Origin of the sequence: Paracoccus sp. 228 (genome assembly GCF_000967825.1) — a bacterium.
Lineage (GTDB): Bacteria > Pseudomonadota > Alphaproteobacteria > Rhodobacterales > Rhodobacteraceae > Paracoccus > Paracoccus marcusii.
In genome coordinates this window covers 517,636-534,729 of sequence record NZ_JYGY01000001.1, presented here as the reverse complement: position 1 = coordinate 534,729, position 17,094 = coordinate 517,636, and the positions used below count along the sequence as shown (strand labels likewise).

Sequence of the window (17,094 nt, the reverse complement as noted above, 5' to 3'; positions counted from 1 at the left end):
AATTCGCGGGCGGTGAAAGCGCGACCCGGCGTCAGGGATCGCGCATGATCTCGGCCAGGCGCCGACGTTCGTCGGGGTCCAGGGCCTCGACCTCGGGCGTCGGGCGGTTGCGGGCGCGCAGGAAGCCGGCCGCGGTCAGCAATGCGACCAGGGCCATCAGGGGCGCGGCCAGCCACAGGATCATGTTCGCCCCATCGGGCCGCGGATTGAACAGCACGAATTCGCCAAAACGGTCGGCGACCGCGTCGATCACCTGGTCGTTGCTGTCGCCCTCCAGCAAACGCTCGCGCACGTAGAGGCGCAGGTCGCGGCTGATCGGCGCGTTGGACTCGTCGATGTTCTCTCCCTGGCAGACGGGGCAACGCAGCTGTTGCGAAATCTCGCGGGCGCGTGCCTCCATCGCGGCGTCGGGCAGGACCTCGTCGGGCTGGACGGCCAGGACCGGACAGGCGGTCAGGATCAGCGCCAGCACGGCGGCCCGGACCCTCATTCCGCGGGGACCGCGCCGGGGCGCGCCTGCCGGGCCGCACCCGCCGCCACGCGATAGCGCCGGTCGGTCAGGCTGATCAGCCCGCCGATGGCCATCATCAGACAGCCCGCCCAGATCCAGTTGGCAAAGGGCTTGATATAGGTCCGCACCGCCCATCCGCCGCCGGGCTGTTCGTCACCCAGAACGACGTACAGATCGCGCCAGAAGCCGTAATCGATCGCGGCCTCGGTCGTGGGCATCCCCTGGACGGGATAGACGCGCTTTTCCGGAGAGAGGGTCGCGACCGGGCTGCCGTCGCGGCTGGCCTCGATCACCGCTTTCTGGGCCAGATAGTTGGGTCCGTCCGCCCGGCGCACGTCGCGCAGGACCAGGTCATAGCTGCCGACAGCAAAGGGCTGGTCGATCTGCGCCACGCGCACATCCTCGACCTGCCAGGCCTGGATCAGGGACACGGCCACGAAGGTGACGCCCAGCCCGGAATGCGCGACCGCCTTGCCCCAATCGGCACGCGGCAGGCGCAACAGGCGCGACGCGCCGGAACTGCCGGTCCGCAGCCACAGATCGGCCAGCGCGCCGAAGATCAGCCAAGATCCCAGCCCCGCTCCGATCACGGCCAGCGCCGAATGTCCGGTCGACACTGCAAAGACCAGCATCATGATCGCTGCCGACAGGATCAGCGGCCCGCGCAGCGGGCGCAGGCTGCGGGCCAGCGTCGCACGTTTCCACGGCATCAGCGACCCGATGGGCAGGGCGATCGCCAGCACGATCATGAACGGCGTGAAGGCCTGGTTGAAGAAGGGCGGGCCCACGGAAAGCACCCGCCCCCAGACCATCTCGGCCACCAGCGGCCAGATCGTGCCGATGAACACGACAAAGGCCGACACGGCCAACAGCACGTTGTTCAGCACCAACGCGCCCTCGCGCGACAGGGGGGCGAAGACACCCTTGGCGGTCATCTCGGACGCGCGGGCCGCGAACAGCGTCAGGGCGCCGCCGATGAACACCGCAAGGATCGCCAGGATGAACACCCCCCGTTCCGGGTCGTTGGCGAAGCTGTGGACAGAGGTGATGACCCCCGATCGGACGATGAACGTGCCGATCAGCGAGAAACCGAACGCCATGATCGCCAGAAGGATCGTCCAGCTTTTCAACGCCTCGCGCTTTTCGACGACGATGGCGGAATGCAGCAGCGCGGCGGCCAACAGCCACGGCATGAAGCTGGCGTTCTCGACCGGATCCCAGAACCAGAAGCCGCCCCAGCCCAGCTCGTAATAGGCCCACCAGGAGCCAAGCGCGATGCCGATGGTCAGGAACACCCAGGCCGCCAGGGTCCAGGGACGGACCCAACGCGCCCAGGCCGCGTCCACGCGACCCTCTATCAGGGCGGCGACGGCAAAGCTGAAGGCCATCGAAAGGCCGACATAGCCCAGATACAGGAACGGCGGGTGAAAGGCCAAACCTGGGTCCTGCAGCAGCGGGTTCAGGTCGCGCCCGTCGAAAGGCGGATTGCCCATGCGCCAGAACGGGTTCGACGTGAAGATGATGAATGCATAGAACGCCACGCTGACCGATGCCTGGACCCCCAGCACCCGTGCCCGCAGGCTGGGCGGCAGGTTGCCCCCGAACAGTGCCGCCGCCGCGCCGAACAGCGCCAGGATCAGCACCCACAGCAGCATCGAGCCCTCGTGGTTGCCCCAGACACCGCTGATCTTGTAGAGCATCGGCTTGAGCGTGTGCGAGTTCTCGTAGACCAGCAGGACCGAGAAGTCGGACGTGACGAAGGCGATCGTCAGCGCGCCGAAGCTGATGACCATCAGCAGCAACTGGGCCATGGCCGCCGGCCGGGCGCTGTCCATCCAGCCGTGCCATCCCTTTGCGGCGCCGATCATCGGCACGGTCATCTGATAGATCGCGACCATGAAGGCCAGGATCAGGGCGAAATGGCCAAGTTCAGCGATCATCTGCGGGCATCCTTTGTTGCCCGACAGCATAGGGATGCGGCCAAGGGGGGAAAAGCCCCCCCTTGGTCCCGGTCGCTCAGTTTTGCGTGCGGGCCTTGCGGCCTATTCGCGCAGGGTCGCCAGCCAGTCGCGCAGGGCCGCATTGTCGGCAAAATCGTCCGCGGGAATGGCGACTGGCGTTGCGACGGTGCCGGGGACGATGGTCGTCTCCTCGGTCACGGGGGCGGGCCAGACACGGTGGCGGAAATGATGCGCCTCGCGCGCGCCGAAATAGAACCCCACGATGGCGCCCAGCAGCCACCACAGGGGTTCGGGAACGCGCTGCAGCCCCTCCATGCGGATGCCGAATCCGATCGGCTCGACCATCGCATAGATGAACAGCGCCATCGTCCCCAAAGCCAGCAGCGGGCGCGGCAGGCGGTTCAGTCCGTTCACGAACCCGTCGAACCAGCCCTGCCGCGGCACCGCGAATTCCTGGCCGTGCTGGGCGATGGCACGGGCATAGGCCTCCTCGTCCAGTTCCATCCGGCGGGTGGCGTTCTGGGTAAAGACCTCGGCCATGCCGGTCGCGGCGCTGCCCAGGGCGGTGACGGTCGGGGCGATCCCGATGAAGCGGTCGATCAGGCCCATGCGGATGTCCTCTGGCGGTGCTCAGCCTCGCTGAGGCGATAGCGGGGGGCCATGAACTCCTCTTCGCGGGTGATCCAGCCGCCCTTGCCGCCCGCTTTGCTGCGCGCGTACTTGCGGCTGGCCGGGCGCTGATCGGCCAGCGCATAGTAATAGTTGCGCCGCGCGATCCCATAGGCGTCGACCAGATGATCCGGCGCGGCCTCGGCCGCGTCGGCCACGGCCGCGATGGTCATCGGCCCAACGACCCCGTCATCGGCGGTGCGAAAGCCCATTCGGCTGACCAGGCGCTGCAGTATCTTGACCGCGTTCCCGCCCGCATTGACATACATGTCAAAGACGCTGGCCTGCAGCGGTTCGGGCAGTTCGGCCAGGCGCGGCTTGCGAAAATAATGCTCGACGAAGATCTGTTCGGCCTGCGCCCGCGTCAGGGCGCGCACATCGGCGGCGTCGATGCGGCCATCGCGGTTCAGGTCCATCCCTAGGGACTGCATCGTGCCGATGGTGACGCCAAAGTTGGTGGCCCCGCCCGGATCGTCGGGGTCGTTCACGTACCCGCCTTCGCGGGCCACGATCTGACGGGCAATCTGTTCGACGCTTGGCATGACACCCCCATGTCTGACGCGCGCCCCGGATCGGGGCCGCATCGGGGGATGCTGGGGCGATGCGGTTAACCTGTCGTTAACCCTGCGCGCGTTGCCTCAGGTGCCGGGTTCCTGATAGACGCCGGTCGCCTTCAGCGTATCCACCACCTCGCGGGGCATATAGGTCTCGTCATGCTTGGCCAGCAGGTCGCGCGCCTCGAACCGGCCGTCGCGGTAGTGACCCTTGGCGATGGTGCCCTGCCCTTCGCTGAACAGGTCCGGGCGGGGGTCGTTGCCGACATAGGTCACCGGGATCTCGACCGCGCCGTCGGTGATCACGAAATCGAACGCCATGCCCGTGCCATTGACGATGGATCCGTCCTTGACCAGCCCGCCCAGCTGAAAGAACTCGTCGGGCTCGGGCGCCGTCTCGGCCACCTGGCTGGGAGAGCGATAGAGGTTGATGCCGTCGCTGAAGCCGTATCCGATCAGCCCCACCGCCACGACCAGGGCCAGGCTTGCCGCCGCCAGAACCTGGACGCGGCGTTGCTTCTTCAGGGATTTCATGCCGGCCATGGGTCCTCCTCAGGCGGGATCAAAGCTGATGGCGCGGCGCAGGAACTGCGTGGCCTTGCCGCCCACCCGCACCGGATCGCCGGTGGTCAGATACATCGATGTCGTGCCCGACCCAACGAATTCGGGCCTGCGCATCAGATAGTCGGCCAGGCTTTCAGCGACCAGCCCCGCCTGGCTGAAGACCTTGACCTGCGGTCCCAGGGCGCGCTGAAACGCGTCCTGCATCAGCGGGTAATGGGTGCAGCCCAGCACCGCGGCCTCGGGGTACGGCATGCGGCGCTTCAGCGCCTCGACATGGCTGGTGACCAGGGCCTCGGCCAGCTGCTCGTCGCCCATCTCGATCGCATCGACCACGCCGGCGCAGGGCTGGGCCTCGACATCGACGCCCACCGCGCGGAACGCCAGTTCGCGCTGGAACGCGCGGCTGGCGACGGTCGCGGGCGTGGCAAACAGCGCGACGTTGTTGACGGCCACGCGACGCGGCGGCGAATTGTCGCCCCAGGCCCGTTCGGTCAGCGCCTCGATCATGGGGACGAACACGCCCAGGACGCGCTTGTCCGCCGGCAGCCAGGTTTCCTGCATCCGCTTCAGCGCCGCGGCACTGGCGGTGTTGCAGGCCAGGATCACCAGATCGCAGCCCTCGTCCCACAGGCGCTCGACGCCCTTGCAGGTCAGATCGAAGATGTCGTCGGCGGTGCGAACCCCATAGGGCGCATGGGCGTTGTCGCCCAGATAGACCAGCGGCAGGTCGGGCAGGCGCGCGGCAATGGCCTGATGGACCGTCAGCCCGCCCAGACCCGAATCGAACACCCCAATCGCCATCCCAGAACCTCCCGCGTCGCGTGCCGCCCTTCATAGGGCGACACGCCGCTTTTGGAAATGACCTGGATCACTCCGCCGCTTCACGGATGGGTGGGTGCCCGGCCTGCAGCTGCGCCAGCAGCTCGGCCCGCCGGGTCGCGGCAAGATCGGCAGCCTTGTCCTTGACGGGACCAAAGCCGCGCACGCCCAAGGGCAGTTCCGCCAGTTCGATTGCCACCGGCATCATCGCATCCGTGACCGAGGCGAAGACGCGGGTCATGTCGGCCTCGTATTCGCGGATCATCGCCCGCTCGCGCCGGCGTTCGGCGCTGTAGCCGAAGGGGTCCAGCGGCGTCCCCCGCAGCCCCTTCATCCTGGCCAGAACCCGAAACGCGCGCAGCATCCACGGACCGAACTCCCGCTTTCTGGGGCGGCCGTTCGCGTCCTTGCCGGTCAGCATCGGCGGCGCCAGATGAAGGGACAGGGTCACGTCCCCCTCCCACCGTGCCGCAACCTGTTCGGCGGTGGTCAGATGCAACCGTGCAACCTCGTATTCATCCTTGTACGCCAACAGCTTGTAATAGCTTCTTGCGACGCTGTCGCGAAGCGGTGCGGGCGCGGCATCGACCAGCTTGCGGTACCGGGCGGCAAGCCGCTTGTTCTGATAGCCGACCAACCGTTCAGCGCGATAGGCCACGGGATCGACCGGCAGCTGCGTGACCTCGGCGGGCTTGCGCGTCTGTTCGGGATAGACCACCGCCCAACGGCCGATCTGGAATGCACGCTGGTTGGCGTCGACCTGCGCGCCGTTCAGGCGTATCGCCTCCATGATCGCCTCAAGCGACAGCGGGATCAGGCCACGCTGCCAGCACGCACCCAGCACCAGCATGTTCGAATAGATCGAATCCCCCAGCAGCCGCAGCGCCAGATCGTTCGCATCGAAGAACGCCACCCGGTCGCCCAAACGGGCCTGCAGCGACAGGCGCAGCCGGTCCGACGGCACCTGGAAATCGCGGAACCGGGTAAAGTCGCCGGTAATGATCTCGTGGTCGTTCACGACTGCGCCGGTGCGGCCCTGGGTCATCAGGCCCACGGTCTTGGCCCCCGCCGTCACCACCAGATCGCCGCCGATGACACAGTCCGCCTCGCCCACGGCAACGCGGATCGCGCTGATGTCGGCGGGGCGTTCAGCCAGGCGCAGGTGGATATGCACCGCGCCGCCCTTCTGCGCCAGGCCCGCCATCTCCATCATGCCGGCGCCTTTGCCGTCCATGTGGGCGGCCTGCGCCAGCACAGCGCCGATTGTCACGACACCGGTGCCGCCGACGCCCGTGATGACGACGTTATGCGTCCCGTTGATCGTGGGCAGCGTGGGCTGCGGCAGATCGGGCAGGTCGAACGCTTCGGCCTTGGGCTTGCGCAGCTTGCCGCCCTTGACCGACACGAAGCTGGGGCAGAACCCGTTGACGCAGCTGTAATCCTTGTTGCAGCTGGACTGGTCGATCTGCCGCTTGCGGCCCAGTTCCGTATCCAACGGCACGATCGAGACGCAGTTCGACTGGACCGAACAATCTCCGCAGCCCTCGCAGACGTCGGGATTGATGAAGATTCGGCGGTCCGGGTCAGGGAACTGTCCCTTCTTGCGCCGCCTGCGCTTCTCGGCCGCGCAGGTCTGGACATACAGGATGGCGCTGACGCCCGCGACCTTTTCCAGATCGCGCTGGACGGTCATCATCTGCGCGCGTTCCTCGAACCGCAGGCCCTTGGGGAACTGCGCCTGATCGACGTCCTCCTTTTCATCGTGAACCACGACGACCGTGCCGACGCCCATCGCCACCAGTTCGCGGGCGATCTGCGGGGCGGTCAGGCCGCCCTCGTTCGGCTGCCCGCCGGTCATGGCGACGGCATCGTTGTACAGGATCTTGTAGGTGATGTTCGTACCGGCCGCCAAGGCCGCACGGATCGCCAAAGACCCGGAATGATTATAGGTTCCATCGCCAAGGTTTTGAAAAACATGCCCTCTTGTGCTGAACGGCGCCTCTCCGATCCAGTTCGCACCCTCGCCGCCCATATGGGTGAAACCCTCGGTCTCACGGCCCATCCACTGCACCATGTAATGGCAACCGATCCCGGCATAGGCGCGGCTGCCCTCGGGCAGCGTGGTCGAGCTGTTATGCGGACAACCCGAACAGAACCAAGGGGTTCTGGTCGCAATCTCGGGGGCGTTGTCGTTGCGGCGCACCTCGTTCAGCCGCTCCAGCCCGGCGCGCAGACGCTCGGTGCCGCGACCCTCCTCGATCAGGATGCCGCCGATCTTCTGGGCAATCATCACAGGGTCCAGCGCATAGCGGGTCGGGAACAGCTCCTCTCCGGTGCGGTCGTGCTTCCAGCCGTGGACGCGACGCCCATGGCGGTTGTCAAAGATCGCCTCCTTCAGCTGCACCTCGATCAGCTTGCGCTTCTCCTCGACGCAGATGATCAGTTCCAGGTTCTCGGACCATTCCTGGATCGACTTCATGTCCATGGGCCATGTCTGCCCGACCTTGTAGGTGGTCAGGCCCAACCGCTCGGCCTCGGCCTCGTCGATGCCCAGCAGCGACAGGGCATGGACCAGATCCAGCCAGTTCTTGCCGGCGGCGACAAAGCCGATCCGCGCGCCGGACCTGCCCCAGACCTTGCGGTCGATGCGGTTCGCACGGCTGAACGCCTCGGCCGCCCACCGCTTGTGGTCGATCATCCGGGCTTCCTGTGCGACGGGCGTGTCGCCAAGGCGAATGTTCAGCCCCCCCTCGGGCAGCACGCGCTCCGGAAGGGTGAACGCCATCCGATGCGGATCGCCGTCGACGACCGATGTCGCCTCGACCGTGTCCTTCATCGTCTTCAGACCCGTCCAGACCCCTGCATAGCGCGACAGTGCGAACCCATACAGGCCGTAATCCAGGATCTCCTGCACCCCGGCAGGCGACAGCACCGGGATATAGGCGTCGATCATCGCCCAGTCAGACTGATGCAGCACGGTCGAGCTTTCGCCCGTGTGATCGTCGCCCATCGCCATCACGACGCCGCCATGGCGCGACGATCCGGCCATGTTGCCGTGGCGCATGACGTCGCCCGACCGGTCCACCCCCGGACCCTTGCCGTACCACAGCGCAAAGACACCGTCGTGACGCCCCTCACCGCGCAGTTCGGCCTGCTGGCTGCCCCAGATGGCGGTCGCGGCCAGATCCTCGTTCAGACCGGGCTGGAACAGGACCTGCGCTGCCGCCAGGCGCTTGGCCTCGCGCGTCATCTGCAGATCGACACTGCCCAGGGGAGAGCCGCGATACCCGGTGACCAGTCCCGCCGTATCAAGCCCCGCGGCTTTGTCGCGTGCTGATTGCATCAGCATCAGCCGGACAAGTGCCTGCGTTCCGTTCAACAACACGTGACGTTTCGACAGATCGAACCGATCGGCTAGCGAAAATTCCTGCTTGCTCATCACCCTCTCCTCCCATGACCAAAGGCCTCGGCGGTCATTATAGGTCAGAAATGCTGACCAACGAAGCGGAAATTCTTTCCTTGACGTGACCTTGCCGGAATCGCAGGGGAAGGTTAGGTCTGCAAAAATCGCATGGCTGTCATGACAGGATTGTAACAGGGATGGACTGGGACAAGCTTAGAATATTTCACGCTGTGGCCGATGCCGGCAGCCTGACGCATGCGGGCGACGTGCTGCACCTGTCGCAATCGGCGGTCAGCCGCCAGATCCGCGCGCTGGAGGAGTCGCTTGGCACGACGCTGTTCCACCGGCACGCGCGGGGGTTGATTCTGACCGAACAGGGAGAGCTGCTGTTCGAGGCGACCTCGTCCATGTCGCGCAAGCTGGACAGTGCCTCGGCCCGCATCCGCGACAGCGAGGAAAACGTCTTCGGCGAACTCAAGGTGACGGCCACCGTGGGCTTCGGCACGCTGTGGCTGGCACCCCGCCTGGTCAAGCTGTACGAAAAGTATCCTGACCTGCGCATCGACCTGCTGCTGGAGGAGCGCGTCCTGGATCTGCCCATGCGCGAGGCCGACGTGGCCATCCGCATGAAGGAGCCGAGCCAGTCCGACCTGATCCGCCGCCGGCTGCTGAACATCCGGATGCGCCTGTACGCCAGCCCGGATTACATCGCGGCGCATGGGGCGCCGGAATCGCTGGCCGACCTGTCCAACCACCGTCTGATTTGCCAAAAACCCGACCAGCCTCAGGTGGCGGCCGGCGCGCGCCTGGTGCAGGAGCTGATGTCCCAGAACGTCGGATCGACCCTGACGGTGAACAACTATTTCGGCGTGCTGCAGGCGGTACTGGCCAATCTGGGCATCGGCGTCCTGCCCGACTATCTGACCGCCGACCACCCGAACCTGATCCGCGTGTTCCCGGACACCGAGTCAGGAGAGGTACCGGTCTTCCTTGCCTATCCCGAGGAAATGCGCCAGACGCGCCGCGTCGCGGTGTTCCGGGACTTCGTCCTGGAAGAAATCCAGGCCTATCGGCGCCATCAAAGCGAGGCCGGGCAGGTCTGATCTGCCCAAACCACAGGCAAAACCGGAATGATGCACGCGCAGCGTGCAGCCATTACGCCAGCGCATGGCGGCTATGCTGCAGCCGCAGCGCCATTTGTCTTGAAGAGTTCACAGACTGCACATAGATCGGGCTTAGAAGGCGATGATCAGCGTAATCGCTCATCACCTTCTACCTCCCTGTTGGACTTAGGCCGGGCCTTGTGCCCGGCTTTTTTTTGTCCCGCGCCCGGGTTCTGCGGCCTTTCCATGGACGCCGCCAGCGCCTAGAAGACGCGTGATTTCATGCGCAGGAAGGGTCGTGTCATGCAGGAACCACAGCTTACCCCGGAACTGATCGCGGCCCATGGGCTGAAGCCGGACGAGTATGCCAGCATCCTGCAGATCATCGGGCGCGAACCGACCTTCACCGAACTGGGCATCTTCAGCGCCATGTGGAACGAGCACTGTTCCTACAAGTCGTCCAAGAAATGGCTGCGTACCCTGCCCGTCGACGGCCCCCAGGTGATCTGCGGTCCCGGAGAGAACGCGGGCGTGGTCGATATTGGCGACGGTCAGGCGGTGGTCTTCAAGATGGAGAGCCACAACCATCCCAGCTATATCGAACCCCATCAGGGCGCCGCGACCGGCGTGGGCGGCATCCTGCGCGACGTTTTCACCATGGGCGCGCGCCCCATCGCCGCGATGGACGCGCTGTCCTTCGGGCGCACCGATCACCCCAAGACCCCGCATCTGGTCAAGGGCGTGGTCGAGGGGATCGGCGCCTATGGCAACGCCTTCGGCGTGCCGAATGTTGGCGGGGAGGTTCGTTTCCACCCCAGCTATGACGGCAACTGCCTGGTCAACGCGTTTGCGGCGGGCTTGGCCGATGCCGACAAGATCTTCTATTCGGCGGCCTCGGGCGTCGGCATGCCCGTCGTCTATCTGGGCGCCAAGACCGGCCGCGACGGCGTCGGCGGCGCGACCATGGCCAGCGCCGAGTTCGATGACACCATCGAGGACAAACGTCCCACCGTGCAGGTCGGCGATCCGTTCACCGAGAAATGCCTACTGGAGGCGTGCCTTGAGCTGATGGCGTCGGGGTCGGTGATCTCGATCCAGGACATGGGGGCCGCGGGCCTGACATGTTCGGCGGTCGAGATGGGCGACAAGGGCGGCCTGGGGATTAAGCTGATCCTGGACAGCGTGCCCCAACGCGAAACCAACATGACCGCCTACGAGATGATGCTGTCGGAATCCCAGGAGCGGATGCTGATGGTGCTGAAGCCCGAGAAGGAGGCCGAGGCGCGGGCGATCTTCCAGAAGTGGGACCTGGACTTCGCCATCGTCGGAGAAACCATCGCCGAGGACCGCTTCCTGATCGTTCATCGCGACGTGGTCATGGCCGACCTGCCGCTGTCCAAGCTGTCCTCCAGCGCGCCGGAATATGACCGCCCTTGGGTCGAGACGCCTGCGGCCACGCCCGCGCCTGCCCTGCCCCCGATCGCGCCCATCGCCGGCCTGCGCGCGCTTGTCGGCAGCCCGAACCATGCGCACCGTGCTTGGGTCTGGGAACAGTACGACACGCAGGTCGGGGCCGACACGATCCGCCGTCCCGGCATGGGCGCGGGCGTCGTTCGCGTGCACGGAACCCGCAAGGCGCTGGCCTTCACCAGCGACGTCACCCCGCGATATGTCAAGGCGAACCCGTTCGAGGGCGGCAAGCAGGCCGTGGCCGAGGCCTATCGCAACCTGACCGCAGTGGGCGCCCTGCCCCTGGCCACGACCGACAACCTGAACTTCGGCAACCCCGAAAAGCCCGAGATCATGGGCCAGCTGGTCGGTGCCATCAAGGGCATCGGAGAGGCCTGCCGCGCGCTGGACTTTCCCATCGTGTCGGGCAACGTGTCGCTGTACAACGAAACCGACGGCAAGGGCATCCTGCCCACGCCGACCATCGGCGGCGTCGGCCTGATCGCGGATCTGGACGATCTGATCGCTGGCCTTCCCGCCGAGGGTGACCTGGCCCTGGTGATCGGTGCCACGCGCGGCCACCTTGAACAGTCGGCCCTGGCGTGGGAGGCGTTCCGCATCGAATCCGGCGACGCGCCGCATGTCGATCTGGACGACGAACGCCGCAACGGCGAATTCCTGCGCGCCAACCGGGGCCACCTGGCATCGGCGACCGACCTGTCGGACGGCGGCCTGGCGCTTGCCGCCTTCGAGATGGCCGAGGCCGCGGGCTTGGGCGTCACGCTGGACAGCGGTGACATCGCCCAACTGTTCGGAGAGGATCAGGCCCGCTATCTTGTCGCCTGCCGCCCCGACACCGCAGGCGCCCTGACCGCCGCGGCCCAGGCCGCGGGCGTCACCATCGCCAGCGTTGGCCGCTTTGGCGGCGACAGCGTGACCTTGGGCGACGACAGCGCGCCGCTGGCCGAACTGTCGAGCCTGTATCGGACGGCCTTTGCGGCTGCGATCCAGGGCGACATGCCCGATCACGCATGATCCGCGCGCCTGCGGGCTTTGCTGCGCTGATCACGGCGGCGGGACGGGGCACGCGGGCTGGGGACGGCCTGCCCAAGCAGTGGCGCGATCTTGCCGGGCGCCCTGTCCTGGACCGGACCCTGGCGGCCTTTAGGGGCTTTGAACGGATCGTTCTGGTCGTTCACCCCGATGACATGGGGCAGGCCATCGCCCGCTATGCCGGCGGCATCACCATCGTCGCGGGCGCCGAGACCCGCGCCGCCAGTGTCCGCGCCGGCCTGACCACCCTGCAGGGCCAGGCCCGCCATGTCCTGATCCATGACGGGGCACGCCCGCTGGTTGCACCATCGGTCATCGACGACGTGATCCGGGCGCTGCAAGAGGGCGCGGACGCCGCCGCACCCGCGTTGCCCGTGTCGGACGCGATGTGGCGGGGGGACGGCGCGCGGGTCGCGGCCATCGCGCCGCGTGACGGGCTGTTCCGGGCGCAGACGCCGCAGGGTTTCGTTCTGGACAGGATCCTGCAGGCGCATCGCGATCATCCGGGGGATGCGGCCGACGACGTCCAGCTGGCACTTGCCGCGGGGATGGAGGTTGCCATCACCCAAGGTTCGGAAGACAATCTGAAGATCACCTTTCCCGCCGATTTCGCGCGGGCCGAACGCATTCTGGGGACCGACATGGATATCCGCCTTGGCAATGGCTATGACGTGCACGCCTTTGGACCCGGGGACCACGTCACCCTGTGCGGCGTGCAGGTGCCGCATGAAGCGGGCCTGCTGGGCCATTCCGATGCCGACGTCGGCATGCACGCGCTGACCGACGCCATCTATGGCGCCTTGGCGCAGGGCGACATCGGGCGGCATTTCCCGCCCTCGGACCCGCAATGGAAGGGCGCCGACAGCGCGATCTTTCTGGCCCATGCGGCCAGCATGGCCCGCGACAAGGGGTTCCGCATCGGCAATGCCGACGTGACCCTGATCTGCGAGGCGCCCAAGATCGGGCCCCATGCGCTGGCGATGGCCCACCGCCTGTCCGAAATCATGGGCGTTGAGGAAGCGCGCATCAGCGTCAAGGCCACCACGTCCGAACGCCTTGGCTTTACCGGCCGGCGCGAGGGGATCGCCGCCATCGCGACCGCCACCCTGATCAAGGAATAACCATGGACCGCATGCTGGCCACCTGGTTCGGCGCAGGCCTGCTGCGCCCCGCCCCCGGCACCTGGGGGTCGGCCGTCGCCGTTGCGATGGGGCTGATCCTGCACCGCATCGGGCATTTTCCGCTGCTAGCGCTGGCCACGGGGCTGGTGATCCTGCTGGGGTTCTGGGTCGTGCCTCGATATACCGCCGGCATGGACGACCCCGATCGCAGCGAGATCGTCATCGACGAGGTCGCGGGCCAGTGGCTGGCGCTGATGGCGCCGTCCTTCGGGTTCTGGCACGCGGGTCTGCCCGCCGACAGCTTTCCCTATCCGGGCTGGGTCGCGGCCTTCCTGTTCTTCCGGCTGTTCGACATCTGGAAGCCGTGGCTGGTCGGCCGCGCCGACCGCCGCCATGACAGTGCCGGCGTGATGCTGGACGATCTGTGGGCGGGGATCTTTGCGGCGCTGGCCACGATGGCCGCCGCGGCCTTTGCCCATACGGTGCTGATGTGAGCCAGGCGGCGCTGGTCCTTGACGCCGCCCGCGCCCGGCGCGTCATGATCGCGACGGCCGAAAGCTGCACCGGCGGCCTGATCGCCGGCGCCCTGACAGAGGTTGCGGGATCGTCCGACGGATTCGACCGGGGCTTTGTCACCTATTCGAACGCGGCCAAGATGCAGATGCTGGGCGTCCGGGCCGAAACCCTGGATACGCATGGCGCGGTCAGCGAACAGGTCGCGGCCGAGATGGCCCAGGGCGCGCTGCGCCAGTCCGATGCCGGGATCGCCGTTTCCGTCACCGGCATCGCTGGCCCCGGCGGATCCGAGCACAAGCCCGAAGGGCGGGTCTGCTTTGGCATCAGCCAACCCTTTGGCACCTTCACCCAAACCGTCGAATTCGGTGCGATCGGCCGTCACCGCGTGCGTGCGGCAACCATCGAACATGCGCTGCAACTGTTGCTGGACGCGCTGCGCAACTAGCCGCGCAGGATCGCGGCCATCGCCGCGACGTCCGCATCGGGCGTATCCCACGCGGTGACCAGGCGCAGCGGCACGGGGTCGGCCCCCTGCACCGTCTTGTCGGGCCACAGGTGATACAGCACGCCCGCCGCCTGCGCCCGGTCATGGGCCGCCTTCGGGATCGCGGCAAAGACACCGTTCGACTGGACCGGCTGCAATAGCCGACCCCCGCCATCGACGACCGCCTGTCCCAGGACCTGCGCCTTGGTGTTCGCGCGATGCGCGAGGTCCAGCCACAACCCATCGGTCGCCAAGGCCAGCATCTGTGCCGCAAGATAGCGGTTCTTGGACATCACGTGGCCGGACTGCTTGCGACGGTAATCGAACCCCTCGGCACGGGCGGGGTCGAAGAATACCATCGCCTCGGCCCCCATCGCGCCGTTCTTGGTGCCGCCCAGGCACAGCGCGTCGACACCGGCGCGCCAGGTCAGATCGGCAGGCGAACAGCCAAGCGTCGCGACCGCATTTGCGAAGCGCGCCCCGTCCATGTGCAGCGGCAATCCCGCCGCATGGGCGACGGAAGCCAACGCCGCGACCTGGTCCGGGTCATAGACCGTGCCCCATTCGGTGGCATTCGTGATCGACACCAGCGCGCTGCGCCCGCCGTTCAGGCCTACCCCGGCACCGACCTGCAGCGTCTGCGCCAGGGTGGCCGCATCGATCCGACCGCCGTCGCCCGGCAGGGTCACCAGCTTTGCCCCGTGAGAAAAGAATTCGGGCGCGGCACATTCGCTGGTCTCGATATGGGCGTCGTCGTGGCAGTAGATGCGTCCGAAGGACGGCGACAGCTGCGCACAGACCAGCGCATTCGCGGCCGTCCCGGTGGCGACAAAGCGGACGACAGCCTTGGGTGCCTCCAGCAGATCGCGGATCGCGGCCTCGGCCCGCGCGGTGACCGGGTCGGCGCCATAGCCCATGACCGCACCGGAATTGGCGTCGGCCATCGCGGTCAGGACGGCAGGATGCGCAGCATACGAATTGTCCGAGGCGAAATTCATGACAGATCCTCGATGATGTGGTCCTCCCAATCGTCCTCGGTGACCGACAGCTCGCTGACGGTCCAGCCGCGGACGCTGACGCCTGCTTCGTGCACCGTCTCGGTCGAGCCAGAGATCAGGTGGTGCCAGTCATACAGCGGCCGCCCCTCATGGCGCAGGCGATAGGCGCAGGTGACGGGCAGCCACCAGGCGACCTCCTTGATCTTGGCGGGGGTCAGCACCACGCAGTCCGGGACATAGTCGTGGCGGTTCGGATAGCTGCTGCACCGGCAGGCATCCCCGTCCAGCAGCTTGCAGGCGACGCGCGTGAAGGCCAGCTCGTTCGTGTCCTCGAACTCGATCTTGTTCAGGCAGCACTTGCCGCAGCCGTCGCACAGCGCCTCCCATTCGTCGGGGGCCAGGCGGGGCAGCGGCAGTTCCCAGAAACGCTCGCGCATCAGCGGCCCGACAGCAGGGCGCGGGCCTGGGCGCCGTCCTGCTCCATCTGGTCGATCAGCGCCTGCAGACTGTCGAACCTGGCCTCGTCGCGCAGGAAATCGACCAGGGCGACCGACAGGTGCTGTCCGTACAGATCGCCCGAAAAATCGAACAGGTTCACCTCAAGATTCGGGGTGTTCACCCCGAACATCGGCCGCACCCCAAGCGAGGCGACGCCCTTGCACGGGCCGCGATCCGGGCCGGTCAGGATGTCGACCAACACCGCATAGACGCCAAGGCGCGGCAGGTGCAGCCCGTCCATCGCCAAGTTCGCGGTGGGCCAGCCCAATTCCCGGCCCCGCTTTTCGCCGTGGATGACCTCACCCTCAATGCGGTGCCAATGGCCCAGCATGCGCTCGGCCTCGTGGGTCAGCCCCTGCGCCAGCGCCGTGCGGATCGCGGTCGAGCTGTATTCGGCCTCTCCCGCGCCGATCAGCGGGACGATGGTCACGCCGAAGCCGTATGTCCGACCCAGATCCTGCAACGTCTGCGCCGTGCCCGCGCGGTTCTTGCCGAAACAGAAATCCGCGCCCACGGTGACATGCGCGATGCCCAGTCCGTCGGCCAGAACCTCCTGCGCGAAGGCCTGCGGGGTCAGGCCCGCCAGCACCGGGCCAAAGGGAAGTTCGTACAGGTGCTGAACACCAAGGCGGGACAGGCGGTTGGCCCGTGCCTCGGAGTTCATGAGGCGAAAGGGCGGCGCGTCGGGGGCGAAATACTCGCGCGGGTGCGGCTCGAAGGTCAGGATGCCCAAGGGCGCGTCGCTGGCGGCGCGGGCGGCGTCGATGACCGCGCGGTGACCCTTGTGGACGCCATCGAAATTGCCCATGGCAACCGATGCGCCGCGTGCCTCGGCCTTCAGCCCGGTCCAGTCGCGATGGATCTGCAATGCGCCCCCAACAGGGCGCCACGCACCCCTCAGTCGAACTTGCGGCTTGGGGCCAGCACGACCGCCTCGCCTTTCAAGACGACCGTATCGCCGACGAGGCAGCGGGTTGCAAGCGTGACCCGCCGTTTCGAATGGTCGATGGCCTGAACCTCGACCTCGGCGCGGACCATGTCGCCGGGGCGCACGGGGGCCATGAACTTCAGCGTCTGGCCCAGATAGACGGTGCCGTGACCGGGCAACTGTTCACCGATCACCGCAGAAATCAGCCCCGCGGTCAGCATGCCGTGGGCGATCCGGCCTTCGAAGATCGTATCCTGCGCATAAGCGTCGTCCAGATGGACCGGGTTCCGGTCGGTCGACACCTCGGCGAACAGCTCGATATCGCGATCGGTCACCTGCTTTTGCAGGTGCCGGACCATGCCGATCTCCAGATCCTCAATGACGATGGTGCCGCGTGGAAGATTGTCCAACATCTTGCTGCTCATCCGGAATGCCATGATCCATGCCTCATGCTGCATAGCAG

General features: G+C 66.7%; 16 protein-coding genes. 5 read left to right on the top strand and 11 right to left on the bottom strand.

Annotated features, from left to right (window positions below):
* Window positions 1–31: 31 nt before the first annotated feature.
* The 7 genes from SY26_RS02530 to SY26_RS02500 all read right to left on the bottom strand — a co-directional run bounded on the left by SY26_RS02530 (window position 32) and on the right by SY26_RS02500 (window position 8,517).
* Complete coding sequence (locus SY26_RS02530) at window positions 32–490, bottom strand: cytochrome c-type biogenesis protein (RefSeq protein ID WP_045999131.1); 459 nt, start codon at window positions 488–490, stop codon at window positions 32–34.
* A complete protein-coding gene (locus SY26_RS02525; protein WP_045999130.1) occupies window positions 487–2,451 on the bottom strand; it encodes a heme lyase CcmF/NrfE family subunit in 1,965 nt (654 codons plus the stop codon). Before SY26_RS02525 ends, SY26_RS02530 begins: the two co-directional genes overlap by 4 nt.
* A 102-nt stretch (window positions 2,452–2,553) precedes the next feature.
* Window positions 2,554–3,081: a holin family protein gene (locus tag SY26_RS02520; RefSeq protein ID WP_045999129.1), complete on the bottom strand. Its 528-nt coding sequence runs from the start codon at window positions 3,079–3,081 to the stop codon at window positions 2,554–2,556.
* Window positions 3,072–3,683 carry a holin-associated N-acetylmuramidase gene (locus SY26_RS02515; protein WP_045999128.1) on the bottom strand — a complete coding sequence of 204 codons (612 nt, stop codon included), beginning with the start codon at window positions 3,681–3,683 and terminating at the stop codon, window positions 3,072–3,074. Before SY26_RS02515 ends, SY26_RS02520 begins: the two co-directional genes overlap by 10 nt.
* Window positions 3,684–3,779: 96 nt before the next feature.
* Window positions 3,780–4,229 (bottom strand): cytochrome c maturation protein CcmE, encoded by a 450-nt coding sequence (gene ccmE, locus SY26_RS02510; RefSeq protein WP_045999619.1) that lies wholly within the window; start codon window positions 4,227–4,229, stop codon window positions 3,780–3,782.
* Window positions 4,230–4,247: 18 nt separating this feature from the next.
* The gene (locus SY26_RS02505; protein WP_045999127.1) at window positions 4,248–5,060 is read right to left on the bottom strand and encodes a glutamate racemase; all 813 of its coding nucleotides are present in this window, start codon (window positions 5,058–5,060) and stop codon (window positions 4,248–4,250) included.
* Window positions 5,061–5,127: 67 nt separating this feature from the next.
* On the bottom strand, window positions 5,128–8,517 hold the full coding sequence (locus tag SY26_RS02500) for an indolepyruvate ferredoxin oxidoreductase family protein (protein ID WP_045999126.1): 3,390 nt from the start codon (window positions 8,515–8,517) through the stop codon (window positions 5,128–5,130).
* A 161-nt stretch (window positions 8,518–8,678) separates the two neighbouring features.
* On the opposite strand from SY26_RS02500, the gene SY26_RS02495 reads away from it, so the two are divergent.
* From SY26_RS02495 to SY26_RS02475, 5 genes are all read left to right on the top strand, one after another.
* Window positions 8,679–9,584 (top strand): LysR family transcriptional regulator, encoded by a 906-nt coding sequence (locus SY26_RS02495; RefSeq protein ID WP_045999125.1) that lies wholly within the window; start codon window positions 8,679–8,681, stop codon window positions 9,582–9,584.
* A gap of 303 nt (window positions 9,585–9,887) precedes the next feature.
* On the top strand, window positions 9,888–12,068 hold the full coding sequence (purL, locus tag SY26_RS02490; protein ID WP_045999124.1) for a phosphoribosylformylglycinamidine synthase subunit PurL: 2,181 nt from the start codon (window positions 9,888–9,890) through the stop codon (window positions 12,066–12,068).
* A complete protein-coding gene (locus SY26_RS02485) occupies window positions 12,065–13,207 on the top strand; it encodes a bifunctional 2-C-methyl-D-erythritol 4-phosphate cytidylyltransferase/2-C-methyl-D-erythritol 2,4-cyclodiphosphate synthase (protein ID WP_045999123.1) in 1,143 nt (380 codons plus the stop codon). Before purL ends, SY26_RS02485 begins: the two co-directional genes overlap by 4 nt.
* Window positions 13,204–13,701 (top strand): phosphatidylglycerophosphatase A, encoded by a 498-nt coding sequence (locus SY26_RS02480; protein ID WP_042246789.1) that lies wholly within the window; start codon window positions 13,204–13,206, stop codon window positions 13,699–13,701. The genes SY26_RS02485 and SY26_RS02480 overlap by 4 nt, the downstream gene beginning before the upstream one ends.
* A complete protein-coding gene (locus tag SY26_RS02475; protein ID WP_084693646.1) occupies window positions 13,698–14,168 on the top strand; it encodes a CinA family protein in 471 nt (156 codons plus the stop codon). The genes SY26_RS02480 and SY26_RS02475 overlap by 4 nt, the downstream gene beginning before the upstream one ends.
* On the opposite strand, the gene SY26_RS02470 is transcribed toward SY26_RS02475, so the two are convergent.
* The 4 genes from SY26_RS02470 to SY26_RS02455 are packed head-to-tail and all read right to left on the bottom strand — an operon-like array spanning window position 14,165 to window position 17,044.
* On the bottom strand, window positions 14,165–15,205 hold the full coding sequence (locus tag SY26_RS02470) for a low specificity L-threonine aldolase (RefSeq protein WP_045999122.1): 1,041 nt from the start codon (window positions 15,203–15,205) through the stop codon (window positions 14,165–14,167). The two genes, SY26_RS02475 and SY26_RS02470, sit on opposite strands and share 4 nt — an antisense overlap.
* Complete coding sequence (locus SY26_RS02465) at window positions 15,202–15,642, bottom strand: YcgN family cysteine cluster protein (RefSeq protein ID WP_045984124.1); 441 nt, start codon at window positions 15,640–15,642, stop codon at window positions 15,202–15,204. Before SY26_RS02465 ends, SY26_RS02470 begins: the two co-directional genes overlap by 4 nt.
* Window positions 15,642–16,571 (bottom strand): bifunctional riboflavin kinase/FAD synthetase, encoded by a 930-nt coding sequence (locus SY26_RS02460; protein ID WP_045999121.1) that lies wholly within the window; start codon window positions 16,569–16,571, stop codon window positions 15,642–15,644. The genes SY26_RS02465 and SY26_RS02460 overlap by 1 nt, the downstream gene beginning before the upstream one ends.
* Window positions 16,572–16,600: 29 nt before the next feature.
* Window positions 16,601–17,044 carry a MaoC family dehydratase gene (locus SY26_RS02455; protein ID WP_045999618.1) on the bottom strand — a complete coding sequence of 148 codons (444 nt, stop codon included), beginning with the start codon at window positions 17,042–17,044 and terminating at the stop codon, window positions 16,601–16,603.
* Window positions 17,045–17,094 lie beyond the last annotated feature (50 nt).

Excerpts from the sequence above, each read along its gene's own strand:
- SY26_RS02530 (WP_045999131.1), bottom strand. The coding sequence starts at position 490 with ATGAGGGTCCGGGCCGCCGTGCTGGCGCTGATCCTGACCGCCTGTCCG.
- SY26_RS02525 (WP_045999130.1), bottom strand. The coding sequence starts at position 2,451 with ATGATCGCTGAACTTGGCCATTTCGCCCTGATCCTGGCCTTCATGGTC.
- SY26_RS02520 (WP_045999129.1), bottom strand. The coding sequence starts at position 3,081 with ATGGGCCTGATCGACCGCTTCATCGGGATCGCCCCGACCGTCACCGCC.
- SY26_RS02515 (WP_045999128.1), bottom strand. The coding sequence starts at position 3,683 with ATGCCAAGCGTCGAACAGATTGCCCGTCAGATCGTGGCCCGCGAAGGC.
- ccmE (WP_045999619.1), bottom strand. The coding sequence starts at position 4,229 with ATGAAATCCCTGAAGAAGCAACGCCGCGTCCAGGTTCTGGCGGCGGCA.
- SY26_RS02505 (WP_045999127.1), bottom strand. The coding sequence starts at position 5,060 with ATGGCGATTGGGGTGTTCGATTCGGGTCTGGGCGGGCTGACGGTCCAT.
- SY26_RS02500 (WP_045999126.1), bottom strand. The coding sequence starts at position 8,517 with ATGAGCAAGCAGGAATTTTCGCTAGCCGATCGGTTCGATCTGTCGAAA.
- SY26_RS02495 (WP_045999125.1), top strand. The coding sequence starts at position 8,679 with ATGGACTGGGACAAGCTTAGAATATTTCACGCTGTGGCCGATGCCGGC.
- purL (WP_045999124.1), top strand. The coding sequence starts at position 9,888 with ATGCAGGAACCACAGCTTACCCCGGAACTGATCGCGGCCCATGGGCTG.
- SY26_RS02485 (WP_045999123.1), top strand. The coding sequence starts at position 12,065 with ATGATCCGCGCGCCTGCGGGCTTTGCTGCGCTGATCACGGCGGCGGGA.
- SY26_RS02470 (WP_045999122.1), bottom strand. The coding sequence starts at position 15,205 with ATGAATTTCGCCTCGGACAATTCGTATGCTGCGCATCCTGCCGTCCTG.
- SY26_RS02465 (WP_045984124.1), bottom strand. The coding sequence starts at position 15,642 with ATGCGCGAGCGTTTCTGGGAACTGCCGCTGCCCCGCCTGGCCCCCGAC.
- SY26_RS02455 (WP_045999618.1), bottom strand. The coding sequence starts at position 17,044 with ATGTTGGACAATCTTCCACGCGGCACCATCGTCATTGAGGATCTGGAG.